This is a genomic window from Arthrobacter sp. TE12231, assembly GCF_054062895.1.
In genome coordinates this window covers 3,145,713-3,170,011 of sequence record NZ_JBSSFS010000001.1, presented here as the reverse complement: position 1 = coordinate 3,170,011, position 24,299 = coordinate 3,145,713, and the positions used below count along the sequence as shown (strand labels likewise).

The window sequence follows — 24,299 nt, the reverse complement described above, 5'->3', positions numbered from 1 at the left end:
GGGGACCGGCGGCGGCGGCTGGCGGAAAACGTGTGCTGAGACGAGCGCGCATCGCAAGTGTTCGAAATGCGAGACTAAGTGTCTTGAATCGTGGACGGCATGATTACCATGGGCCATGGAATCGACTCAGGCAACCCGTGGCTTACCGCCCGTATTCGTTGACGCGATGTGGCTTCGGGCGAACCTCGGCAACGTAGTCGTGGTCGACGTGCGCTGGTATCTCGACGGTTCGTCCGGGCGGACGCAGTACGACGGCGGGCACATCCCGGGCGCGGTGTTCGTCGATCTCGACGCTTGGCTGTCCGGCGACACCGGGCCGCGCGGACTCAATCCGCTGCCGGATCCCGCAGTGTTCGCGCAAGGAATGTCCTCGCTCGGCATCGGCGACGACTCGACGGTCGTCGCCTGCGACGACGCCGGCGGAGTCATCGCAGCACGGCTCGTGTGGATGCTGCGAGCCCTCGGAAAGCGCGCGGCCCTGCTCGACGGCGGAATCGCCGCATGGCCGGGCCCGCTCGAGAAGAATCCGGCACGTCCTTTCCCAGCGACATTCACCGCTGCCGACTGGCCCGAGGAACGCCTGGTGCAGGCCGAAGACCTCGACAGGTGGCACGGGGCGATCGTCGACGCGCGCAACACGGATCGCTTCGACGGCAGCCTTCAGCTACCCACCGATCCTCAGGCAGGGCACATCCCCGGGGCCGTGAATGTGCCCTGCCGGGAGAATCTCGACCAGCACGGGCGCCTGCGCCCCATCCCGGAAGTGCGCGAGGCGTTCGCCCGCGCCGGGATCCGAGACGGTTCCACCGTCGTCTCCTACTGCGGATCAGGCATCACGGCATGCCACAACCTGCTGACCCTTGAACACGCAGGCCTCGGCCAAGGCCGGCTCTACGCCGGCGGCTGGTCCGAATACGCCGCAGACCCCCAACGCACCGCAGCGCGATGAAGCATCCATTCGACGGCGGGAGGCCGGCAACGCTGCCGGCCGCCTGCCGTCATGCTGGTGTCCGCGGCGGACTGTTCGGACATGTGGCCGTTATTTGGCCTTGGGGATGAGGACCCACAACGCGATATAGACCAGCTCGCCGACGCCGAAGAAGCCGAAGAATACGAAGCCGAGGCGGACCAGTGTCACGGAGATGCCGAAGCGCTGAGCAATAGCCGCGCAGACTCCCGCGAGGATCTTGCGGTTCCTTGGCCTCATCAGAGATCGTTCCATCCAGTCAAGGTAGCAGTGCGGCCACGCCAGCGGAACAGCCTCTTCTTCGGGCAGGTAGGACATAACGGCGTCGGCGTCTTCGCGGGAACGGACCCAGCCCGAAGCCAAAACGGGCGCGAAACCGCTCACACGCTGGCTCACACGGTGACCGCGGAAACTGGACATGTCCCCCAAAGGGACCGGAAATATGGGGTCCGGAAACCCGACCACAACTGCAGCCCTCACCGCACCGATTACCCCGGAATCCGGCCCCAGCAACCAGTTTCATCACTCGCCCCAACAACCGGATTCATCAATCGCCCGAGGTGTTTTTCCATGGAATTTGCCGCCATCCTGCTCGTAGCACTCATGGTCTACGCAGCCGTCGCCACCATCGTCGCGGTCGTCCGCGACGGCCGGGGCCACACCCCGCTCGAGCGGTCTGCCCGCCCCTGGACGGCAGGTACCCTCCCCAGCGAACCATACGCGTCACTGCGCTCCCTCCGTTGACCGCACGCCAGTAACGCAGTCCAGTCATCGCACGGGCCTAACCGCCGATTTCAGCGTTGGAGCGTCGGTCAAGGCGATGCCTGCCCGGGACCGGGCAGGCATCGCCGGATTCATCGACGGACTTCGAGAAGGAGCCTGCCTCTGCTCTGGGGTCGCTATGCCCCCTCACGCCGCCATTTAACCGGTCGCCCACCGGTCAGCTCGCCACCTTCATGCCTTCCGACGGTTCCGCTTACCGCCCGTATCGAACGTGGTAGGGGTTTTGTGTGATGCTGCCTCCATTGGTGGTGAAGTAGCCGAACCCGTCGAAGTGGGCTGGAGTTACTTGAGACCGGTGTGTGCGGAGGAAGTCACCCCACCGGCCCTCGGTCGCGGTCGATCCGTCTTGGTACCAGACGACGAAGTCACCGAGGATCCCGAACGCTGCGTCTACCTCGGCGCTCGGGCCACCCCATGCCACCGCGATTCCGACCTCGTTGTTCGAGTTCAGCGACAGCGCGCTGTAAGCGAATGCGTAGTCGGGATTCCACACCTGGAGCTCGCTGTCCCTCTTCCACGTGGACGTGTTGATGCGCACCACTCGGGTATAGGGCTGCGGGTAGTTGGGGCTTTCACCGGCACCGCTGCGCGGCGCCATCCATGAGAACCAGAGACTCTCGTCCTGCCAGGTCGATCCGCTGAGCCGAGCTCCGCAGCGACTGCTCCAGTCCACCCCTGACGGCGTGGTCGACGAGAAATCGCCGGAGTCGGAGTACTTGTCGACAGCGACGTCATGTTCGTGAAAGTTCGGGTCGCCGTCGCGCCACTCGATCACCCGCAACGTGGAGGTGTCCACGTGACCGGCAAGGAAAGCGCCGGGCGGTCTCTCGCCGCAGGGGGCGGAGAACTGGTAGCTGATGCCCGAGAGCGGGGGTGTGTAATCCCATCCCACGCTGCCGGTCCGCAGATCCGTGAGCGGGATCCGGACGACGACGCGACCTTTCCCTTGCGCGTCCACGGCCACCAGCAGGTTTCGGTTCGAGTAGGACAGGTGCGGCTGGTCCAGGAAGGCCGCGGCCACGTCGAGGTCGGAGGCGACGAAGTCGACGAAGGTCCACGCGGACTTCGGCTTCGAGCCAACGTCGTCGGCAGACCCCCAGGCGATCCGGAACGCGCCGTCCGCAGTGGCAGGTACAGGGTTGTGCAACATAATCCATACGAACAGGTCAAACTCGGGGACATAGATCATTTGCTGGTCTCCGACCAGGCCGCCGGCAAACGACGGGAAGATGGTGGTCGGGTCGAAGTATCGCCAGGTGGCACCGTCGTCCTTGGAGACTGCGAGGTAGACGTTGCCCACCATCGCCACCACGCGTGACGGCGATGCCGCCCCCGAAGGGTCGACCGGGATCTTGACGTTGGTCAGCTGGGTCGGATCCAACGGCGAGTATGAAGTGAAGGTGACGGGTTCTCGTCCAGGTCCCTCCGGCCCCTCGGTGGAAGCGGTCCCGGTCGGTTCGCTCTGCTGCTCCGACAACGGGCCAACGCCGGGCGGCACTCGGCCCGGTTCAGCCTCCTCCTCGAATCGCTCAGGGATCTTCTTGGGCCGGTAGCCCCGCCGGCCGACCTTGCGGGCTTCCTTGTCAGCGCCGCGACGTGCTTCTGGCATGGGACACCTCCTTGATCTGATGTGGCCCGGTTTATCACAGTTGATCCAAGCGCGACAGTGGGCTGCTGAGCCTGCCTGCACCGGCTCTGCACGCCGTCGATTGCCCTACTCGCTCACGCGGCGACGCGAACAATCCACGTTCAGGAGGCTGGCTCGCTGGTTGCTGAACAGACTGTGATCGGTTCAGGCAACACGGACCCAATCCGTCATGCCTGCGCAGTCCGCCTCCGGAGCACCGCCGTCCGAGTGCCGAGCCCAGCTGCAACAATCGCGAGCACACCAAACGACGCCACGATTATCCACTCCAACGCGCCGCTTCCCCGGTCCGGATCGATACCGAACACCGTCTCAATCCACTGCGGGTTCGCCGCGGTCACGATCGCAAGAAGCACGAAGATCCCCGCCAGAACGAACTCAACGATTATTCTTACCATTCGCGTTCCTTCCACATTCGTTTCTCACCCAAAGTCGTACTACTCGCGCCAACGGATGCTGTCAACCGCAACTCCTGCAATCGCATGGCCGGACGACGGCTCGTCCCCACCGGCCGGACGACGTCGAGGCGGGCGAACGCGCGCCGGATCGTCGACTTCGTCGGGCGCCCACGGCACCTGGAGTGGCCAGCGGCGCCTTGGGCACGCCCGGCAGCCAGCTGGATGATCCGTATAGACACCCGCAGTGACGCGGGAGCATCCTAAACGTGTGCGCGTTTCGGGAGGAGAGCGGCAACGGGGCGGGAGCTTCCGCCCGGCTGGGGGATTCCGGGGAAGCAGGCGGGCCGCCAGCAGACGGTTCTCACTTTCCGGGCGTGCGGACACGATCGGCGAGGGAAGCTGGTACCAGATCATGGACGAAACATCCGATACGAGGCAAAGGCTGTCCTCCCGCATCGACGAGAAGCAGCAGGCCCTCCGTTCCTATCTCAGCAAGGAAAGACCCCGGCGCACCCGGCTGGCCAATATCAGCATCGTAGGCAGCGCGCTGGCCGCCGCGCTCACTGCCGGTCCCGCCTTCGGAGGCACAGGGTTCACCGAATCGGTGGCGGCAATCTTCAACCTGAGCGACGACTCGCTGGTGTGGCGCGTGCTGTGCCTGTTCGCGGTGATCTTTTCCGTTGCCGCGGCGCTGGCCACAAATTTTGCCACGTCCCGTTCACTGGCGGACCGTGTGAGCGCGGCCGAGACCTGCAGCGCCCAACTGGAGGGGCTGCAAGTCGCGTTGAACTTCGGCCACATTGAGATCGACGAAGCCGTCAAGCTCTATCAGCAGTATTCGACGCAGGTGGCGTTCGTGGAGGGACTGCCGGCGGGGTGAGGCTTTCTTCGCCCGGCTCCTCTACGGGTTTTTGTCGCGGCTCCTTGCGCCGCTCACTACAGCCGAACAACGTCGGGTTCGAGCCGTCGAGTAGGCCAGGAGTTGTCGTTGCTACCCAATTCCGTCGGGCGGCGGAGAATTCGGGGCATTCGGGCGATTGAGGATCAGATGAGGGAACTCCGAGGAAGAGCTCCCAGTCCCTGCTAGTCAAGTCCCGAAGGAGTCCCGGCGGGTTTGGCTAGTTTGGAGGCTTGCAGCTCAGTCCGCCTTGTAGTTGAACGTCAGCTCGGCCGGGGGAGGGCCCTGCAGCATCTCCGGGGTCAGGCCGTGAAGTTCCACGAGTTGCTCCCGGAACCACACGTCGTAGGGATCGTCCGACGTCGACAGGGCCCGGAACGCCTTGCCCAGATCCTCGGCCTCGTGGAACAGGCAGACGAAGTCCCCTTGTGGGGTCTGCATGAGGCTGGCAACCTCGCGGGTCATGCCCATGCGCTCGCGCGAGCGTTTGTGTTCTTCCGCCCGGGCCCCGCTCATCTCGGCGTCCAGTGCTTTCCACGCCTCCAGTTTCCCGGGCAGGATCGGTGCGAACCACGTTATGCATTCCATGGCAGATGTCCTTCCACGCAACGGTTTCAGCACGGTGGCAATCCCATCGGTGCAGCTGGAAGTTTAGTCCCGCGGACGACGGCGGGACAGAGGCTGCGGCAAGCTCACCGGATTGTGCGGCAGGCCGAGCCGTTCGCAACGGGAGGTTCACGCCCCGCGCTCAGCCAACCAGGTCGGCGAGGATCGGTGCACCGGTCCGGGCGCCGGCGGCCCTGCGGAGGCGGTCGCCGATGTACGCCGCGGCCTTAAGGTGGCTCTCGGACGCCAGCAGGGCCGCGAGGGCAGCGCTGATCTGTTCCGGCGATGACGTGCGGTTCAGTAGCACACCGGCGCCCGCCGTGCTGATGGCCTTGCCCACCATGTGCTGGTCCATCATGGGGTGCATCGGCAGGACCATCACCGGCAGGCCGTGGGCCAGCGCGCGCATGGACGTGGCGTGGCCGCCATGGCAAATGACCGCACTGCAGCCCGGCATGATCCGGTTGTGGTCGACGTAGTGGTGCACCGTGGCGTTTTTCGGCGCGGATAGGCTCGCCGGATCCACTGCGGGGCCCGTGGTCACGATCAGCTCCACGGACGATCCGGACGCCGCATCCAGGATCTTCTGCAGCACCTCCTGCTGCCCGGGGAACGCCGTGCTGCTCAGACTCACCAGGACGCGCGGAGGTCCGGGAGGCGGTCCGGCAGTCAAGACCCCTGACGACGGCGCCGCGGACGGGGGCCGTGCGGGAACCAGTTGCTGGGCAGACGGCGTCCCGGCACCGGCCAACACGACGTCGTCCACCACGGCCCCGGACCACACCACCTTGTCCGGGTGGCTCTCCCAAGAGACCCTGTCCCAGGAGCCTGCCGGGTCCAGGAGCGGGTCCGCGCAGACCAGTACCCGTTCCGCATGCCGCATCACGCGGCGCGGAGGCAGCCCATTCAGCGTGAGCGCGGCGCCCATGGGGCCATGCCGGAACGGGCCGTCAAAGAACGCGAAGAAGCTGTGGACCAGCACCACGTGCCGCAGCCCGGCTTTGGCGGCGGCATCGATCGCGCCCAGGAGCAGGCAATCGATGACGACGACGTCGGGCGGCTCCCGTCGCGCCTCCTCCACGAGGTCCCGGCCGATGCCGGCGTCGCTGAATGCGGACAGCATGGCCGAGAACTGCCGGTGCGCGGGGGCCGGCACGGCGAGATCCAGCGGGGCCGCCTGTCGGTAGGGAATGAATTCCGCGCCGGTGGCCTCCACCGCCGTCGCCTGCCGGGCGTGCCCGAGGATGCGGACCCGGTGTCCCTGCTGCAACAGCTCGCGACCGATGCCCAGGGCGGGCGGGAGGTTGCCGCCGGCGTCGAGCGTGGCGAAGAGGAAGTTCGACAACTCTTCCTCCTTAAGCCTCAACCCGCTGGGGTTCCTTTAGGGTCCTGCGGTCCTGATTCCAGACAGCTCTGTTGCCCGGGTTCCTGCAGCGCTCCGCCGTGTCCTGCGGGAAGACAGCAATACCGGGTTCTCAGGGCACCGGTACTGCTGAATGCTAGCCGTTCGGGCGCGGCCGGGACAGGTGACGTGCCGGGAACCAGTCCTGTGACGCCTTCAGGTGAGCAGAATGGGGTCCGCCGACCATCAACCCATGCTGGTCACGAGCTCCGCACTCCGGGCCCGGATCGCAGCAAGGCTGTCCGCCAGGCCGCAAAGGACTATGCCGGCGTCGGCCGCCTGCAGTGGTGACTCCGGTGTGTTCAGCCCGTCGGCCCGGAGGCTAACAAGCGACTCCACGAGCCGGAAGGCCAGGTCCCCGTTCTGGCTGGTGCCGGCCCACCCGGTCGCGGGGAGTTCCGCCCCCAGCCGCTGGTACAGGCCCCGGAGCTCCGTCCTGTCGGCCATGAAGCTGTGGAACCGCTGGCTGCGCGCCTCCGGCAGGTTGTAGAGCACCCCGAGGTTCCAGCGCGCAGTGCACAACTGGGTCCCGTCATAGAGCGCGACGGCGTGCAGTCGCGCCGCAGCCGCCACGGGACTACGGTCCCCGTCACCCAGGGCGCAGACTGTGCGGGCGAAGGCGAGACCACCGGCTACCGTGCCCGCCAGGAGGACCTCAAGGATGTCGTCCTTGTGGCTGAAGTGGTGGTAGAGCGACGACTGGCGGATCCCCACGGCCTCCGCGATGGAGCGGGTTGAAGTGTTGGCATACCCCTGCGTGGTGAAGAGTTCGGCGGCGGCGTCAAGGATTTCGTCACGGGCCGTGGCGCCGGGACGTGAAGGCTGTTGCTTGCGGGGGCGCCCCGGGCCGGTTGTTGTCACGGCATCATTCTTGCACCCCTGCGGAGCCCTGCTCTTGCACCCCTGCGGGGCCCGCGGTGCGGCCCAAAACCCGGTGAGATTCGGGAAACACCGCGGAAATATTCCGTCAATCCACCTTTTACACGGGCGAAACGAGTTCGGGATGTCCGGCTGGAAAACTATCAAGTGACCGGTATTCCGCAGCGTTGGGCCCAGTGCTGCATTTGCCGGAACGCATCAACCCCAACGCCGTTCCAGCCCCGGAGATTCCGATGACATCCACAGTTCTTCCCTCATCCGCGCAGACGGATGACGCAGACCTCACGTCGCTTGGCTACGAGCCGTCCCTGCACCGCAAGCTGGGCCGATATGCCTCTTTCGCGGCAGGCTTTTCCTTCGTGTCCATCCTGACCACCATCTTCCAGCTCTTCGCGTTCGGCTACTCCTTTGCCGGCCCGGCCTTCTTCTGGACCTGGCCGGTTGTGCTGATCGGCCAGCTGCTGGTGGCCCTGAATTTCGCGGAGCTCGCAGCACGCTACCCGCTCTCCGGGGCGGTCTACCAGTGGGCCCGCCGCGTCGGCGGTGAAACGGTGGGGTGGTTCGCCGGCTGGTTCATGGCCCTGGCGCAGGTGGTCACCGCCGCCGCCGCGGCCATCGCCATGCAGGTGGTGCTGCCCCAGCTCTGGGATGGATTCCAGCTGGTGGGAGGCGACCCGGCCCTGAACACCACCACCGGCGCCGCGAACGCCGTCGTCCTCGGGGCCATCCTGCTGGTGGTCACCACGGTGATCAACTCCCTGGGCGTCAAACTGATGTCCCACGTGAACTCGGTGGGCGTGACATGCGAAATCGTCGGCGTCGCCGCCGTGATCCTGGCGCTCATCACCGCCGCTCAGCGCGGACCCGACGTCGTGATGGACACCACCGTCCTGGCCGGATCCGACCTCGGCGCGGTAGGCGCGTTCATGGTCTCGGGCCTGATGGCCGCCTACGTCATGGTGGGCTTCAACTCGGCCGGTGAGCTCTCCGAGGAGACCAAGTCCCCGCGGCAGACGGCACCCCGGACCATCCTTTCCGCCCTGATCATCTCCGGCATCGGCGGGGCGCTCATGATCATCACGGCGCTGATGGCCGCGCCCAGCCTCGACGACGGCCGGCTCGCCACCGAGGGCCTGCCCTACGTGCTGACCGCCGTCCTGGGCACCTTCTGGGGCAAAGTGCTCCTGGTCGACGTGGCCGTGGCCATCTTCGTCTGCACCCTCGCCATCCAGACCGCCGGGTCCCGCCTGGTGTTCTCCATGGCCCGCGACGGCAAACTCCCCGCCTCCGCCCTGCTCTCCTCCGTGCACCCGACCCGCGGCACCCCGATGTGGCCCTCCATCGCCATCGGCGCACTGGCCGTGGGCGTGCTGGCCATCAACGTCGGCAACGCCGCCCTCTTCACCACGCTCTGCAGCGTCTGCATCGTCATGGTCTACGTGGCGTACCTCCTGGTCACCGTGCCGCAGCTCCTCAACCGCCTCCGCGGCGACTGGGACCGGGTGGGCCAGACCATGCCGGCAGGGCTGTTCTCCCTAGGACGCTGGGGCCTGCCCGTCAACATCCTCGCGGTGCTCTACGGCGCCGTCATGGTGGTCAACCTCGCCTGGCCGCGGCCCGAGGTGTACGACCCCTCCGGAGAAAACGGAATCCTCCTCTATTCCGCCCCGCTCATGGTGGGCATCGTGCTCCTGCTCGGCCTCGGGATCCGGCGCACCAGCGCCCGGTCCGCGAGCCGCAGCGAAGACCCCGCCGACGCCTGACCGCGCAACGCCTGACTCCCAGGCCGCCTGACTATCTGCCCGCGCCACTCAACGCCCCACTCCAGGATTGACATGACACAGACCACCGAAACACCAGCCACCGCCACATCCACCACTTCAGGCGCCCGCGCGCACGCCCGGAAACAGCACGGCCGCACCGCGGACACCATGCGGCACGTCCCGGCCGCCTCCGCCCCGGCGCGGTACACCGCCGGCCTGCCCGAGGCCGCCAAGGAACGCCTGAGCTGGGCCGAATCCGTGGCCTTCGGCCGCTACACCGCCCTGCCGCTGGCCCGCGGAACCCGGATCCGGCTCACGGACACCGACGGCGACGCCTGCGTCCACGTCCTGCTCTACCGGAGCGGGGCTCTGCACGAACGGCTCAACGTGGCGGACACCGTCAAGGTCCCGTGGCAGGCGTACCCCACGGCGGGACACCCGCTACTCTCCGACGCCGGCCGGCTGATGGCCACGATCGTGGCCGATACCTCCGCCCGCCACGATGCCCTGACCGGCACCACCACGCTGGCCGGGAACACTGCCCGCTACGGCGCCGGGACCGCCCACAGCAGCTCGCCCGCCGGGCGGGAACTCCTGACCCTGGCCGCACTGAAGCAGGGGCTGGGCGCACGGGACGTGGCGCCGTCGCTCTCCCTGTTCAAGGGCATCGGGGTTGACCCGGACGGCAGCATCCGGTTCACCGGTGCCGCCGGCGCCGGTGCCGCCGTCGACATCCTCTTGCACATGGACGCCGTGGTGCTCCTGGCGAATACCGCCCACCCCCTGGACCCCCGGCCGGACTTCAGCGGAACCGCCGTCGACGTCGTCGCCTGGCACGCCCCGAACGACCTCGGCCTGCTCGCGGAGGGCCTCCTGACCGGACCACTGTCCCCCGAACACCGGCAGGCCCTGAACAACACCGACCACGACCTCATGGCAAGGAACGCACGATGAACACCGCCATTGAAACCCTGAAACCCCCGGCCGCCACCGCCAGGGAAACAGCGCTCGCGGACGGCGCCGTCATCCTGGATGAATACGTCGAAGCCCGCGGTCCCTGGTCCGCCGTCGTGTGCGCCGGGGACGTCCTGACCATCGTGGATCTGGAAGGCAACCAGGCGGTGGACTGCCTGCTCTACGCGGCAGACGACAGGGACGTGCGGTACTCCGCCGCCGTCACCCTCGCCGCGCAGCGCTCCATCGTGCTGACCACCGGCTCCGTGCTCCGCTCCGACGCCGGCCTGCCGCTCATGACCGTGGTGGCGGACGAAGTCGGCGTGCACGACACCATCGGCGGAGCCTGCTCGCAGGAATCCAACACGCTGCGATACGGGCAGCACACCCGCGAACAGCACGCCTGCGTGGAGAACTTCCTGATCGAGGGGTCCCGCTGGGGGCTGGGGAAGCGTGACCTGGTCTCCAACATCAACTGGTTCATGAACGTTCCGGTGGACACCGACGGAGCCCTCGGGATCGTGGACGGCCTTTCCGCCCCGGGCAAGCGGGTGGCCCTCCGGGCCGAGGTGGACACCCTGGTGCTGGTCTCCAACTGCCCGCAGATCAACAATCCGTGCAACGGCTTCAACCCCACGCCCGTCCGCATGATCGTCACCCGCCCGGAGGCTGCCCTGTGAACCGCTTCGACACCCTGCTGATCGCCAACCGCGGCGAAATCGCCTGCCGCATCATCGAATCCGCCCGGAAAATCGGGTTGCGCACCGTGGCCGTGTACTCCGAAGCCGACCGGGGCGCCCGCCACGTCAGGCTGGCGGATGAGGCCGTGCTCCTGGGCCCGGCCCCCGCCAAGGAGTCCTACCTCAAGGTCGAGGCCCTGCTGGCGGCGGCCGCGGCCACGGGTGCCGGCGCCATCCACCCCGGCTACGGCTTCCTCTCGGAGGACGCCGGCTTCGCGGAGGCCGTGGAGGCCGCCGGGCTGGTCTTCGTGGGACCCACCCCGGAACAACTCCGGATCTTCGGCACCAAACACACTGCACGGGACGCCGCGCGGGCCGCCGGCGTGCCCATGATCGCCGGATCCGGCCTGCTCCCGGACGTGGACGCGGCCGTGCTTGCCGCCCGCGACATCGGGTTCCCGCTCATGCTCAAGGCCACGGGCGGTGGCGGCGGCATCGGCATGACCGTGTGCCGCACCCAGGATGAGCTCACCGAGAGCTACCCCCGGGTGGCGCGGCTGGCCGGCGCGAGCTTCAGCACCGCCGGCGTCTTCGCCGAGCGCTACGTCGAGCACGCCCGGCACGTGGAGGTGCAGATTTTCGGCGACGGCGACGGCAGGGTAGTCAGCCTGGGCGACCGTGACTGCTCGCTGCAGCGCCGGCACCAGAAAGTGTTGGAGGAGGCGCCCGCCCCGGATCTGCCCGACGCGCTCCGCGACGAACTGCACCGTAGCTCGCGGGCGCTCTGCGGATCGCTGGACTACCGCTCGGCCGGGACCGTTGAGTTCGTCTACGACCCGGCCCGCCAGGAAGCGTCCTTCCTGGAGGTCAACGCCCGGCTTCAGGTCGAACACCCCGTCACCGAGGCCGTCACCGGCGTCGACCTTGTGGAATGGATGCTCCGGCTGGCCCAGGGCGGGACTGAGGCCGCCGGCGTGCTGGCCGGGCGCCCGGACAGCATTCCCGTCTCCGGCTACGCCGTCGAAGCCCGGCTCTATGCCGAGGACCCGGCCCGCAACTTCCAGCCGAGTTCCGGAACCGTCACCAACGCCGCCTACCCCGGAACTGACGGCGTGCGCGTGGACGCCTGGGTGGAAACCGGCAGCGAGGTCTCCACCAACTACGATCCCCTCCTGGCCAAGATCATCACCACCGGCACGGACCGGAACCAGGCCTTCGACCGGCTCGGCGCCGCGCTGAAGGCCACCCGGATCGACGGCATCGAGACCAACCTCGGGATGCTCCGGGCCGTGACCGGCCTAGACGTGGTCCGCGACGCCACCCACTCCACCGGCACCCTGAACGACCTCGGCGACCCGGAACCCCGGATCACCGTGGAGCGGCCCGGCCTGCAGACCTCCGTCCAGGACTGGCCCGGCCGGGCCGGGCTGTGGCAGGTGGGCGTGCCGCCCAGCGGCCCGATGGATGACCTGTCCTTCCGGCTGGGCAACCAGGCACTCGGCAACCCCGAAGGCGCACCCGGGCTCGAGTTCACCATGACCGGCCCCTGCCTGCACTTCACCCATGCGACGACGGTGTGCGTCGCCGGCGCCGACACCACGCTCACCGTGAACGGCGCGAACGTGCCCGCCTGGGAACCGGTGACGGTGCCCGCAGGAGGCACTCTCGACGTCGGCACCGCCGAAGGGTCCGGGCTCCGCGGCTACATCCTGTTCCAGGGCGGACTCGACGTGCCGCAATATCTGGGCAGCGCGTCCACCTTCACCCTGGGCCAGTTCGGCGGCCATGGCGGCCGCGTCCTCCGGTCCGGGGATGTGCTCCGCGCCGTGGCCCCGGAGACTGCCACGGTGGCTGCCGCGGACCCTGCCGCGGAGGATCCGTCGCCGGCAGCGCCTGGCCAGGCCGGTCCCGTTCCGTCGGACAGCAGGCCGGTGCTGACCTCCGCGTGGGAACTGACGGTCGTGGAGGGCCCGCATGGCGCCCCCGAGTTCTTCCAGCGCGAGGACATCGAGGACCTCTACGCCGCTCGCTACGAAGTGCACTTCAACTCCGCCCGCACCGGCGTCCGCCTCATCGGGCCTAAACCGCGGTGGGCCCGCAGCGACGGCGGCGAGGCGGGACTGCACCCGTCGAACATCCACGACACCGCCTATTCGGTGGGCGCCCTGGACTTCACCGGCGACACCCCCATCCTGCTCGGCCCCGACGGTCCCAGCCTCGGCGGCTTCGTCTGCCCTGTGACGGTGGTGACGGCCGACCGCTGGAAGCTCGGCCAGCTCCGTCCCGGCGACACCGTCCGATTCGTGCCGGTGGAGGCCCGCCAGGCACCGTCGGCCAAGGACCTGGGACCGGGGCGGCAGCTGGTGCTGCCGGGCGACGCCGGCTGGTCCCGTTCCACAGCCGGTGCCGGCGTCTTGAAATCTGGCACGGCCCTGCCGTCCGCCGGTATCCGCCGGGGAGACGGCGACGACGGCGTGCTGGGCCGGGTGCCGGAAGGGCGCGGACGGCCCGCGGTCACCTACCGCCGCTCCGGCGATGACAACCTGCTGGTGGAATACGGCGACATGGTGCTCGATCTCAGCCTGCGGGCCCGCGTGCACGCCCTGCACCAGCACCTCGAAGAGCTGCGCATGCCGGGGATCGTGGACCTCACACCCGGGATCCGGTCCCTACAGATCAAGATCGACCCGACGGTGCTCCCGGCCCCGCGCCTCCTGGGCCTGGTGCAGGACATCGAAGCCGCCCTCCCGGCGAGTTCAGAGCTGGTGGTGCCCAGCCGAACCGTCCGCCTGCCGTTGTCCTGGGACGATCCGGCCACCCGCGAAGCGATCCAGCGCTACATGGCCGGCGTCCGGGACGACGCCCCCTGGTGCCCGTGGAACATCGAGTTCATCCGGCGCATCAACGGCCTGGAGTCCGTGAACGATGTCTTCGACACGGTCTTCAACGCCGAATACCTCGTCCTGGGCCTGGGCGACGTGTACCTGGGCGCCCCGGTGGCCACACCCCTCGATCCCCGCCACCGCCTGGTCACCACCAAGTACAACCCGGCCCGGACCTGGACGCCGGAAAACGCCGTGGGAATCGGCGGAGCCTACATGTGCATCTACGGCATGGAAGGGCCCGGCGGTTACCAGTTCGTCGGCCGGACCACCCAGGTGTGGTCCCGCTACGCCGATTCCGCGCCGTTCGAACCGGGTTCGCCTTGGCTCCTGCGGTTCTTCGACCGCATCTCCTGGTACCCGGTCAGCCCGGAAGAGCTGCTGGACCTGCGGGCGGACATGGCCGCGGGCAGGGGACGCGGCGTCGAAATCGAAGACGGCACTTTCTCCCTTGCCGACCATGAGGACTTCCTCGCCAGGAACAGCGAGTCCATCGCGGTGTTCCGCGAGCAGCAGGCGGCGGCCTTCGCCGTCGAACGTCAGGCCTGGGCCGACGCCGGCGAGTTCGACCGCGCGGACGCGGCAGCCGCCGTCGTCCCGGAGCCTGAAGAGCTGGTGGTCCCCGACGGCGGCACCCTGGTCTCCGCGCCGTTCGCCGCCAGCGTGTGGAAGGTGGATGTCACCGCGGGGGACCACGTGGTGAAGGGCCAGCCGCTGGTGTCGCTGGAGGCGATGAAGATGGAAACGGTGCTGGCCGCCCCGTGCGACGGTGTGGTCCAGCAGGTGCTGCCGGTGGCTGGATCCCAGGTAGTGGGCGGCGAAGTTCTGGTGGTTCTCGGGCTGCCTGTGGAGACCTCCGCGGAGGAACTAATCAAGGAACTGGACGCCAAGGAACTGGAAGAGGCCACAGTATGAGGACGACGTTTGAAGGACCGAGTGCGATCGCCCGGGTGCGGGCGGCGCTGGCCGCCATCGAAGCCTCCGGCCGGCCGGAAATCTGGATCACCGTGCGGGGAGCGGACGAACTGCTGGCCGAGGCGGCGGCCGTTGATGACGCGGTGGCCGCGGGCGAGGAGCTGCCCCTGGCCGGGCTGCTCCTCGCCGTGAAGAACAACGTCGACGTGGCAGGGATTGACACCACCGCGGCGTGCCCCGGCTTCGCCTACACCCCGGCGCGGGACGCGGAGACGGTGGCCCGGCTGCGGGCGGCGGGCGCGGTGGTTGTGGGGGCGACAAACCTGGACCAGTTTGCCACCGGGCTGGTGGGAACACGCAGCCCGCACGGGGCGGTCCGCGATGCGCGGCGCCCGGACCGTATCTCCGGCGGCTCCAGCTCCGGATCCGCCGTGGCCGTGGCCCTGGGGCTGGCGGACATCGCCATCGGCACGGACACCGCGGGATCGGGGCGCGTCCCCGCCGGGCTCCAGGGGATCGTCGGCATCAAAGCCACGCTGGACGTGGTGTCCACCGCCGGGGTAGTGCCGGCGTGCCGCTCTTGGGACGCCGTGACGATTTTCGCAAGGGACCTGGGCTCGGCTGAGTTGGCCATGGGGATTATGGCCGGCGGGGCTCGCCCGTGGCCCGCCGATGTCCGGCTCGCGGCGCCCGACCGGCCGCGCGTCGCCTATCCGTCCAGCCTTCCGGAACTCCCGCAGACGTGGGCGGCTGAATTCGGCCGACAGATCGCCAGGCTTCACGCCGCTGGCGTGGACGCCGAGCCGATCGAGTTCGAGGTCTTCCTGCGGGCCGCGCGTCTGCTGTACGACGGCGGGCTCGTCGCCGAACGCTACGCGGCCGTCGGGGCCTTCGTTGACGCCGCCGGCGACACCGCAGAAAATCCTGCGGGGCTGGATCCGACGGTCGCCGGAATCGTCCGCCGCGCCGGCCAAGTGCCGGCACCCAGCTATGTTGCGGACACCGCCCGGCTGGACGGACTGAAGCGGCAGGCGATGGCGCTCCTGGAAGGATTCGATGCCTTGGTGGTCCCCACCGCGCCGTTCCACCCGAGCCTGGCGGACGTCGCGGCCGACCCTGTGGGCGTGAACTCGCGCATGGGCACCTACACGAATTTCTGCAACCTGTTCGATCTGTGTGCCGTTGCCGTACCCGCGGGAGAGGTGGAGGGAGCCCAGTTCGGGCTCACCGTTGTGGGTCGCACGTTCGACGACGCCGTGGTGGCCGACATCGCCCGCACGATTGAGACCGCATCGCCGCCCCCGACGCTGTTCGCGGCCGGGGCCGCTCCTTCCCGGCAGTTGCCCGCGGGAAAGCCGTGGCCCGTCCGTGCCGGCGCGTCCTCGGTACCCCTGGTTGTGGTGGGGGCGCACCGCAAGGGCCAGCCGCTGGCGCACCAACTCGAAACCCTGGGAGCCTCCTGGGCCGGGCACGTACGCACGGCCGCACGCTACCGAATGGTCTCGCTGGACACCCAGCCACCCAAACCCGGCGTGTACCGCTCGGAGGACGGGGCGGAACTGGTGGCCGAGCGCTGGCTTCTCTCCGAAGCGGCGCTGGGTCAATTCCTGGCGGCGTTGCCCGAGCCGATGCTTCTTGGCTCCGTACGCCTGAGCGACGGGTCCAGCGCCGTCGGCTTTGCCTGCGACGCGGTCGCCGCCACGAACGGCACGGACATCACCAGGTACGGCGACTGGCTGGTTGCGATGGCCGCCTCTCCGGCCGGGCAGGCGGATCCGGACTTGGAAGTGCTTGGTGAGGGACCGCGCGGTCAGGAACCCCGGGGGGACAGATCGCGAAGTCAGGGATCGCGCGGCACCCTCGCCGACGTGCTGCTGACCGGGTTCACACGAGGGATGCAGCCGGGTACCAAAAGGAGGTAACCGTGAGTCGGCACTTGGCCAGATTCACGGGGCAGGCTTCATGGGGCCGCCCGGGGGAGTGCCTGCGGGGGGAGTGCCTCCCGGGCGGGCGCCCGGCGGAGGTCTGCACGGCCGGCTGGTCCTGACTTTCCGGGTCTTCGAGCCCGTCGCAATATCGATCGAAAGGAACGGAAGTGCTGAACGTTAGGACATGGTGGGCCGCGATGCGCGCTACGTCAGCCCCGCGTCCCGCAGGGGAGGTGACGGCCTCCACCCGTGACGCGGAACTGCAGTATTGCTGGCTGCTGCCGGGAGACGTCACGTATTCCGCAGTTCCGTCAACACCCGAGACTTAAGCAGCCCTGGAGTGACGCGTCGGGCAGCCGCTGCCCGACGCTATCGTGGCGCCGGGCACGGAGTAGGTGACGCAGGCCATAGGGGCAAGGCTTGGTCTTTGGGGTTTTGGAAGGGCCGGTGATGCGGCCGGATTCCGCGTGGATCCGGGGAATATGACGCCAGGGGACACCTTTGCGAGCCGATTTGTGCAGGGTCCTCCCGGCGTGTAAAGTAATTCGAGTCGCCGCCGCTGATGCGGAAAGAAAGCGACCGACCCCCTTCTAAACAGCCTGAAAATGGTTCGCAAATTAGCGTGCCGAATAAGGGTGGGGACCTTCTCGAGAGAATGTAGATCGCAGAAATGCGAATTTGCAAACGCTCCCGAGATCGGGTAAGTTTGAAAAGTTGCTCCGGAGCGATCCGCGACTGTTTGTTGGTTGTGGTGGTGCCGGGTGTGTCTGTTGTTTGAGAACTCAATAGTGTGCCAAGTTTGTTGATACCAATTTATTGTATTGAATTGGTTGAATGTGCCGGGCCCGCCACCTCGTGGTGTGGTCTGGTGTTTTTGGCTGGTTTCAAATTTTGTGCAGCGTGTGTCTCCCGTTTTCCCGGGGGCGCGTGTTGTGTCTGTTTTTCTTCAACGGAGAGTTTGATCCTGGCTCAGGATGAACGCTGGCGGCGTGCTTAACACATGCAAGTCGAACGATGATCCGGTGCTTGCACCGGGGATTAGTGGCGAACGGGTGAGTAACACGTGAGTAACCTGCCCTTAACTCTGGGATAAGCCTGGGAAACTGGGTCTAATACCGGATATGACTCCTCATCGCATGGTGGGGGGTGGAAAGCTTTATTGTGGTTTTGGATGGACTCGCGGCCTATCAGCTTGTTGGTGAGGTAATGGCTCACCAAGGCGACGACGGGTAGCCGGCCTGAGAGGGTGACCGGCCACACTGGGACTGAGACACGGCCCAGACTCCTACGGGAGGCAGCAGTGGGGAATATTGCACAATGGGCGCAAGCCTGATGCAGCGACGCCGCGTGAGGGATGACGGCCTTCGGGTTGTAAACCTCTTTCAGTAGGGAAGAAGCGAAAGTGACGGTACCTGCAGAAGAAGCGCCGGCTAACTACGTGCCAGCAGCCGCGGTAATACGTAGGGCGCAAGCGTTATCCGGAATTATTGGGCGTAAAGAGCTCGTAGGCGGTTTGTCGCGTCTGCCGTGAAAGTCCGGGGCTCAACTCCGGATCTGCGGTGGGTACGGGCAGACTAGAGTGATGTAGGGGAGACTGGAATTCCTGGTGTAGCGGTGAAATGCGCAGATATCAGGAGGAACACCGATGGCGAAGGCAGGTCTCTGGGCATTAACTGACGCTGAGGAGCGAAAGCATGGGGAGCGAACAGGATTAGATACCCTGGTAGTCCATGCCGTAAACGTTGGGCACTAGGTGTGGGGGACATTCCACGTTTTCCGCGCCGTAGCTAACGCATTAAGTGCCCCGCCTGGGGAGTACGGCCGCAAGGCTAAAACTCAAAGGAATTGACGGGGGCCCGCACAAGCGGCGGAGCATGCGGATTAATTCGATGCAACGCGAAGAACCTTACCAAGGCTTGACATGGGCCGGACCGGGCTGGAAACAGTCCTTCCCCTTTGGGGCCGGTTCACAGGTGGTGCATGGTTGTCGTCAGCTCGTGTCGTGAGATGTTGGGTTAAGTCCCGCAACGAGCGCAACCCTCGTTCCATGTTGCCAGCGCGTAATGGCGGGGACTCATGGGAGACTGCCGGGGTCAACTCGGAGGAAGGTGGGGACGACGTCAAATCATCATGCCCCTTATGTCTTGGGCTTCACGCATGCTACAATGGCCGGTACAAAGGGTTGCGATACTGTGAGGTGGAGCTAATCCCAAAAAGCCGGTCTCAGTTCGGATTGGGGTCTGCAACTCGACCCCATGAAGTCGGAGTCGCTAGTAATCGCAGATCAGCAACGCTGCGGTGAATACGTTCCCGGGCCTTGTACACACCGCCCGTCAAGTCACGAAAGTTGGTAACACCCGAAGCCGGTGGCCTAACCCCTTGTGGGAGGGAGCTGTCGAAGGTGGGACTGGCGATTGGGACTAAGTCGTAACAAGGTAGCCGTACCGGAAGGTGCGGCTGGATCACCTCCTTTCTAAGGAGCACCTACAACCACCGTGCCTCATGCATTTGAGTGTGGCGGGGTTGTCAGGAGTACGCCCGTTGCGCAGACGATTGTTCTGCGGCGGGTGCTCACGGGTGGAATATCAACAAATAGCGGCCGCCGGTTCTTCACCGGCACCCAGTACGGATGCTCTCTTGAGAGCGTCCTGGAACGGTGCGGGAGAGATGATCAGCGGTTTAGTGTTTGGCACACTGTTGGGTCCTGAGACAACAGGACCGGGTGGTTGCGGCTTTGGCCGTGATTGTTCCGGGACTTGTGTTTCTGGTTTCCTGGCTGCATCGATCATGCATGTATCGGCCCGTGTGGGTTGTGTGTGTGGGGTGTGTGGTACGGGGTTGTTGTTTGAGAACTACATAGTGGACGCGAGCATCTTTTATAAGAAGCAATTTCCAAGAATATGAACCTGGATCTGTCGCTGTTGTCCTTCGGGGCGGTGGTGGTGGTTTTCATGGTTCTCTCGAAAATTTCTGATTGATCTTTTGTGGTCAAGTTTTTAAGAGCACACGGTGGATGCCTTGGCATTAGGAGCCGAAGAAGGACGTAGGAATCTGCGATAAGCCTGGGGGAGTCGATAACCGGACTGTGATCCCAGGGTGTCCGAATGGGGAAACCCCGCCAGGGGCGCGAGCTGCCTGGTGACCCGCATCTGAACACATAGGGTGCGTGGAGGGAACGCGGGGAAGTGAAACATCTCAGTACCCGCAGGAAGAGAAAACAATAGTGATTCCGTTAGTAGTGGCGAGCGAACGCGGATCAGGCTAAACCGTTCCATGTGTGATAGCCGGCGGGCGTTGCATGGTCGGGGTTGTGGGACTTTCCATACCAGTTCTGCCGGGCTGGTGAGGTGTGATGTGCAGGCATAGGTGAACGGTCTTGAAAGGCCGGCCGTAGAGGGTGTGAGCCCCGTAACCGAAATGTTGTGTACCGCCTGGTGAAGTATCCCAAGTAGCACGGGGCCCGAGAAATCCCGTGCGAATCTGTCAGGACCACCTGATAAGCCTAAATACTCCCTAATGACCGATAGCGGACCAGTACCGTGAGGGAAAGGTGAAAAGTACCCCGGGAGGGGAGTGAAACAGTACCTGAAACCGTGTGCTTACAATCCGTCGGAGCAACCGCAGCTTGCTGTGTAGTTGTGACGGCGTGCCTTTTGAAGAATGAGCCTGCGAGTTAGTGTTACGTCGCGAGGTTAACCCGTGTGGGGAAGCCGTAGCGAAAGCGAGTCTGAACAGGGCGTTGCAGTGGCGTGATCTAGACCCGAAGCGAAGTGATCTACCCATGGCCAGGTTGAAGCGACGGTAAGACGTCGTGGAGGACCGAACCCACTTCAGTTGAAAATGGAGGGGATGAGCTGTGGGTAGGGGTGAAAGGCCAATCAAACTTCGTGATAGCTGGTTCTCCCCGAAATGCATTTAGGTGCAGCGTTGCGTGTTTCTTACCGGAGGTAGAGCTACTGGATGGCTAATGGGCCCTACAAGGTTACTGACGTCAGCCAAACTCCGAATGCCGGTAAGTGAGAGCGCAGCAGTGAGACTGTGGGGGATAAGCTTCATAGTCGAGAGGGAAACAGCCCAGACCACCAACTAAGGCCCCTAAGCGTGTGCTAAGTGGGAAAGGATGTGGAGTTGCGAAGACAACCAGGAGGTTGGCTTAGAAGCAGCCATCCTTAAAAGAGTGCGTAATAGCTCACTGGTCAAGTGATTCCGCGCCGACAATGTAGCGGGGCTCAAGTACACCGCCGAAGTTGTGGCATTCAGATATTAGCTAAGCCCTTGTGGTTCAGGCGTCTGGATGGGTAGGGGAGCGTCGTGTGGGCGGTGAAGTCGCGGTGTAAACCAGCGGTGGAGCCTACACGAGTGAGAATGCAGGCATGAGTAGCGAAAGACGGGTGAGAAACCCGTCCGCCGAATGATCAAGGGTTCCAGGGTCAAGCTAATCTGCCCTGGGTAAGTCGGGACCTAAGGCGAGGCCGACAGGCGTAGTCGATGGACAACGGGTTGATATTCCCGTACCGGCGAAAAACCGCCCATGTTGAACAGGGGATACTAACCGCCCGAGACCTGCCCGATCACCCTTTGGGTGTGAGGGTTTTGGTGGAGCGCGGGACCTGATCCTGGGAGGCAAGCGTATTAACAGGTGTGACGCAGGAAGGTAGCCGAGCCGGGCGATGGTTGTCCCGGTCTAAGGATGTAGGGCGAACGGTAGGCAAATCCGCCGTTCATGATGCCTGAGATCTGACGGGACCCCCGTAGGGGGGGATTCGGTGATCCTATGCTGCCGAGAAAAGCATCGACGCGAGGTTTTAGCCGCCCGTACCCCAAACCGACACAGGTGATCAGGTAGAGAATACTAAGGCGATCGAGAGAATTATGGTTAAGGAACTCGGCAAAATGCCCCCGTAACTTCGGGAGAAGGGGGGCCCCAACCTTGAACACCACACGCTGGTGGGAGGGGATCGGGGCCGCAGAGACCAGGGGGAAGCGACTGTTTACTAAAAACACAGGTCCGTGCGAAGTCGCAAGACGATGTATACGGACTGACTCCTGCCCGGTGCTGGAAGGTTAAGAGGACCGGTTAGCCGCAAGGCGAAGCTGAGAATTTAAGCCCCAGTAAACGGCGGTGGTAACTATAACCATCCTAAGGTAGCGAAATTCCTTGTCGGGTAAGTTCCGACCTGCACGAATGGAGTAACGACTTCCCCGCTGTCTCAACCATAAACTCGGCGAAATTGCAGTACGAGTAAAGATGCTCGTTACGCGCAGCAGGACGGAAAGACCCCGAGACCTTTACTATAGTTTGGTATTGGTGTTCGGAGTGGCTTGTGTAGGATAGGTGGGAGACGTTGAAGCCCGGACGCCAGTTCGGGTGGAGTCATCGTTGAAATACCACTCTGGTCACTTTGGACATCTAACTTCGGCCCGTAATCCGGGTCAGGGACAGTGCCTGATGGGTAGTTTAACTGGGGCGGTTGCCTCCTAAAAAGTAACGGAGGCGCCCAAAGGTTCCCTCAGCCTGGTTGGCAATCAGGTGTCGAGTGTAAGTGCACAAGGGAGCTTGACTGTGAGAGAGACATCTCGAGCAGGGACGAAAGTCGGGACTAGTGATCCGGCGGTACATTGTGGAATGGCCGTCGCTCAACGGATAAAAGGTACCTCGGGGATAACAGGCTGATCTTGCCCAAGAGTCCATATCGACGGCATGGTTTGGCACCTCGATGTCGGCTCGTCGCATCCTGGGGCTGGAGTAGGTCCCAAGGGTTGGGCTGTTCGCCCATTAAAGCGGTACGCGAGCTGGGTTTAGAACGTCGTGAGACAGTTCGGTCCCTATCCGCTGCGCGCGCAGGAAATTTGAGAAGGGCTGTCCTTAGTACGAGAGGACCGGGACGGACGAACCTCTGGTGTGTCAGTTGTACTGCCAAGTGCACCGCTGATTAGCTACGTTCGGATGGGATAACCGCTGAAAGCATCTAAGCGGGAAGCTCGCTTCGAGATGAGATTTCCATACACCTTGTGTGTGAGAGGCCCCCAGCCAGACCACTGGGTTGATAGGCCGGATGTGGAAGCGAGGACTAACGACTCGTGAAGCTGACCGGTACTAATAGGCCGATAACTTACACCACACACTCTTCCCGCGAACCCGTTTCAAAAGGGGTTCGCACCAGGGGAGGGTACAAAGAAACAAGACTGCTTGCGTCCACTATGTGGTTCCCAACCAACAAACCCGCACCCGCGGCACGTTGCAACAGGAACAAAACCACAACAACATACACAACACCACAACTGCACCAGCAACACCGGTGCAGCAGGTTGTAACCACACAGATTTCCCACCCCGGAACGAAAGAACCAGGGTGCGGACACAGGGTTACGGCGGTCATAGCGTGGGGGAAACGCCCGGTCCCATTCCGAACCCGGAAGCTAAGACCCACAGCGCCGATGGTACTGCACCCGGGAGGGTGTGGGAGAGTAGGTCACCGCCGGAACACCATTCAGGTCGAGGACCCCCAACCACAGGTTGGGGGTCCTCCCGCATTTAACACCTGCATCAATTTCGATTTAGAACCCGCACCAGTTTCGGGAAACTCCCAGCAGACTCCGGGGAAAGCCCCGGCTCCAGCGGAACGTTCTCCGAGTTGGGATCGTTAGAATTCGACGGGGCTGGATTCCAAAAGACCAGCCGGCCGCTTTCGTTCTAAGGACACGTCAATGCCCGAGCGCACTATCGTCATCACCGGAGCCAGCGACGGCATCGGTGCCTCCGCCGCACGGACTTTCGCCCAGCAGGGGGACCGCGTGGTCGTCGTCGGGCGTTCCGCGGAGAAGACCGAGGCGATCGCGAAGGAAATCGGCGCCGACTTCTTTGTCAGCGACTTCGCCGAGCTCGCACAGGTACGCACCCTGGCCGCGCAGCTGACGGAGAAGTACCCGCGGATCGACGTCCTGGCGAACAACGCCGGTGGCATTATGGGACCCCGAGAGCTCACCGTGGACGGCCACGAGAAAACCTTCCAGGTGAACCACCTTGCCCCGTTCCTGCTCACCACCCGGCTGATCGACGTTCTCACCGCCAGCCACGCCACTGTCATCAACACCTCCAGCGTGGCGAATTCAATCTTCGGCAAACTGGACATCGACGACCTCGACGCGGCCCGGAGCTACTCCACCAACCGCGCCTACGGCAACGCCAAGCTCGCCAACATCCTCTTCACCACCGAGCTCCACAACCGCTACAACGCCGAGGGGATCTCGACGGCGGCCTTCCACCCCGGCGGCGTGGCCACAAACTTCGCGGCCGACTCCACGAGCCCCATGCGCTTCGCCTACAAGTCGTTCCTCAAACGCTTCATGCTGACCCCGGACCAAGGCGCGGACACCCTTGTGTGGCTCGCCAACGCCACCCCGGGCCACGACTGGATCTCGGGCACCTACTACGCGAAGCGGACGCTCTCCAAGGCCAACAAGCAGGCCTACGACGCCGGCCTGGCCAAGGCGCTGTGGCAGCGCAGCGAAGCGATGGTGGCCCGGGACAGCGACACGCTGGACCCCCGGCAGTAATTCACCAGGGCGGAGCCTCACGGGAAACGGCGAATCGGTGGGG

Annotated in this window: 15 protein-coding genes and 3 rRNA genes; 12 read left to right on the top strand and 6 right to left on the bottom strand. The window is 65.0% G+C overall.

The genetic code is table 11. The annotated features are described in order from the left end of the window. Positions 1–115 precede the first annotated feature (115 nt). Complete coding sequence (locus tag ACVWYS_RS14190) at positions 116–949, top strand: sulfurtransferase (RefSeq protein ID WP_456509920.1); 834 nt, start codon at positions 116–118, stop codon at positions 947–949. A gap of 90 nt (positions 950–1,039) precedes the next feature. On the opposite strand, the gene ACVWYS_RS14185 is transcribed toward ACVWYS_RS14190, so the two are convergent. Next, the gene (locus tag ACVWYS_RS14185) at positions 1,040–1,363 is read right to left on the bottom strand and encodes a PspC domain-containing protein (RefSeq protein ID WP_456509919.1); all 324 of its coding nucleotides are present in this window, start codon (positions 1,361–1,363) and stop codon (positions 1,040–1,042) included. A 174-nt stretch (positions 1,364–1,537) separates the two neighbouring features. Between ACVWYS_RS14185 and ACVWYS_RS14180 the strand changes: the two genes are divergently transcribed. Beyond that, a complete protein-coding gene (locus ACVWYS_RS14180; RefSeq protein ID WP_456509918.1) occupies positions 1,538–1,711 on the top strand; it encodes a hypothetical protein in 174 nt (57 codons plus the stop codon). A 232-nt stretch (positions 1,712–1,943) separates the two neighbouring features. On the opposite strand, the gene ACVWYS_RS14175 is transcribed toward ACVWYS_RS14180, so the two are convergent. Together ACVWYS_RS14175 and ACVWYS_RS14170 are read right to left on the bottom strand one after the other, a co-directional pair. Continuing rightward, on the bottom strand, positions 1,944–3,359 hold the full coding sequence (locus ACVWYS_RS14175) for a hypothetical protein (protein WP_456509917.1): 1,416 nt from the start codon (positions 3,357–3,359) through the stop codon (positions 1,944–1,946). Positions 3,360–3,565: 206 nt separating this feature from the next. Then, positions 3,566–3,793, bottom strand: coding sequence for a hypothetical protein (locus tag ACVWYS_RS14170; RefSeq protein ID WP_456509916.1), 228 nt, complete (start codon positions 3,791–3,793; stop codon positions 3,566–3,568). Positions 3,794–4,205: 412 nt separating this feature from the next. Here ACVWYS_RS14170 and ACVWYS_RS14165 point away from each other — a divergent pair, with 412 nt between their 5' ends. Further along, the gene (locus ACVWYS_RS14165; RefSeq protein ID WP_116768145.1) at positions 4,206–4,673 is read left to right on the top strand and encodes a hypothetical protein; all 468 of its coding nucleotides are present in this window, start codon (positions 4,206–4,208) and stop codon (positions 4,671–4,673) included. A gap of 258 nt (positions 4,674–4,931) precedes the next feature. On the opposite strand, the gene ACVWYS_RS14160 is transcribed toward ACVWYS_RS14165, so the two are convergent. From ACVWYS_RS14160 to ACVWYS_RS14150, 3 genes are all read right to left on the bottom strand, one after another. Then, the gene (locus tag ACVWYS_RS14160; RefSeq protein WP_456509915.1) at positions 4,932–5,279 is read right to left on the bottom strand and encodes a DUF6176 family protein; all 348 of its coding nucleotides are present in this window, start codon (positions 5,277–5,279) and stop codon (positions 4,932–4,934) included. A gap of 160 nt (positions 5,280–5,439) precedes the next feature. Beyond that, on the bottom strand, positions 5,440–6,642 hold the full coding sequence (locus tag ACVWYS_RS14155) for a nucleotide disphospho-sugar-binding domain-containing protein (RefSeq protein WP_456509914.1): 1,203 nt from the start codon (positions 6,640–6,642) through the stop codon (positions 5,440–5,442). Positions 6,643–6,885: 243 nt separating this feature from the next. Then, on the bottom strand, positions 6,886–7,560 hold the full coding sequence (locus tag ACVWYS_RS14150; RefSeq protein ID WP_344364696.1) for a TetR/AcrR family transcriptional regulator: 675 nt from the start codon (positions 7,558–7,560) through the stop codon (positions 6,886–6,888). A gap of 251 nt (positions 7,561–7,811) precedes the next feature. Between ACVWYS_RS14150 and ACVWYS_RS14145 the strand changes: the two genes are divergently transcribed. The 9 genes from ACVWYS_RS14145 (at position 7,812) to ACVWYS_RS14105 (ending at position 24,256) form a co-directional block, all read left to right on the top strand. After that, complete coding sequence (locus ACVWYS_RS14145) at positions 7,812–9,341, top strand: amino acid permease (RefSeq protein WP_344364698.1); 1,530 nt, start codon at positions 7,812–7,814, stop codon at positions 9,339–9,341. 72 nt (positions 9,342–9,413) lie between these two features. Next, positions 9,414–10,295 carry an urea amidolyase associated protein UAAP1 gene (locus ACVWYS_RS14140; protein WP_456509913.1) on the top strand — a complete coding sequence of 294 codons (882 nt, stop codon included), beginning with the start codon at positions 9,414–9,416 and terminating at the stop codon, positions 10,293–10,295. After that, entirely contained in the window at positions 10,292–10,975 is a 684-nt protein-coding gene (locus ACVWYS_RS14135) for an urea amidolyase associated protein UAAP2 (protein ID WP_456509912.1), read from the top strand. The genes ACVWYS_RS14140 and ACVWYS_RS14135 overlap by 4 nt, the downstream gene beginning before the upstream one ends. Next, positions 10,972–14,772 (top strand): urea carboxylase, encoded by a 3,801-nt coding sequence (gene uca / locus ACVWYS_RS14130; protein ID WP_456509911.1) that lies wholly within the window; start codon positions 10,972–10,974, stop codon positions 14,770–14,772. The genes ACVWYS_RS14135 and uca overlap by 4 nt, the downstream gene beginning before the upstream one ends. Further along, the gene (atzF, locus tag ACVWYS_RS14125; RefSeq protein ID WP_456509910.1) at positions 14,769–16,694 is read left to right on the top strand and encodes an allophanate hydrolase; all 1,926 of its coding nucleotides are present in this window, start codon (positions 14,769–14,771) and stop codon (positions 16,692–16,694) included. The genes uca and atzF overlap by 4 nt, the downstream gene beginning before the upstream one ends. Positions 16,695–17,646: 952 nt before the next feature. Beyond that, positions 17,647–19,173: ribosomal RNA gene (locus ACVWYS_RS14120) — 16S ribosomal RNA — on the top strand. A gap of 513 nt (positions 19,174–19,686) precedes the next feature. After that, positions 19,687–22,822, top strand: a 23S ribosomal RNA gene (locus ACVWYS_RS14115). A gap of 245 nt (positions 22,823–23,067) precedes the next feature. Continuing rightward, positions 23,068–23,184, top strand: a 5S ribosomal RNA gene (gene rrf, locus ACVWYS_RS14110). The 16S, 23S and 5S rRNA genes sit together here, the layout of an rRNA operon. A gap of 223 nt (positions 23,185–23,407) precedes the next feature. Next, positions 23,408–24,256: an SDR family NAD(P)-dependent oxidoreductase gene (locus tag ACVWYS_RS14105; protein WP_456509909.1), complete on the top strand. Its 849-nt coding sequence runs from the start codon at positions 23,408–23,410 to the stop codon at positions 24,254–24,256. The last annotated feature ends 43 nt before the right edge of the window (positions 24,257–24,299 follow it).

Coding starts and splice junctions, on each gene's coding strand:
- atzF (WP_456509910.1), top strand. CDS start 14,769: ATGAGGACGACGTTTGAAGGACCGAGTGCGATCGCCCGGGTGCGGGCG.
- ACVWYS_RS14180 (WP_456509918.1), top strand. CDS start 1,538: ATGGAATTTGCCGCCATCCTGCTCGTAGCACTCATGGTCTACGCAGCC.
- ACVWYS_RS14140 (WP_456509913.1), top strand. CDS start 9,414: ATGACACAGACCACCGAAACACCAGCCACCGCCACATCCACCACTTCA.
- ACVWYS_RS14170 (WP_456509916.1), bottom strand. CDS start 3,793: ATGGTAAGAATAATCGTTGAGTTCGTTCTGGCGGGGATCTTCGTGCTT.
- ACVWYS_RS14160 (WP_456509915.1), bottom strand. CDS start 5,279: ATGGAATGCATAACGTGGTTCGCACCGATCCTGCCCGGGAAACTGGAG.
- ACVWYS_RS14165 (WP_116768145.1), top strand. CDS start 4,206: ATGGACGAAACATCCGATACGAGGCAAAGGCTGTCCTCCCGCATCGAC.
- ACVWYS_RS14175 (WP_456509917.1), bottom strand. CDS start 3,359: ATGCCAGAAGCACGTCGCGGCGCTGACAAGGAAGCCCGCAAGGTCGGC.
- ACVWYS_RS14190 (WP_456509920.1), top strand. CDS start 116: ATGGAATCGACTCAGGCAACCCGTGGCTTACCGCCCGTATTCGTTGAC.
- ACVWYS_RS14145 (WP_344364698.1), top strand. CDS start 7,812: ATGACATCCACAGTTCTTCCCTCATCCGCGCAGACGGATGACGCAGAC.
- ACVWYS_RS14105 (WP_456509909.1), top strand. CDS start 23,408: ATGCCCGAGCGCACTATCGTCATCACCGGAGCCAGCGACGGCATCGGT.
- ACVWYS_RS14135 (WP_456509912.1), top strand. CDS start 10,292: ATGAACACCGCCATTGAAACCCTGAAACCCCCGGCCGCCACCGCCAGG.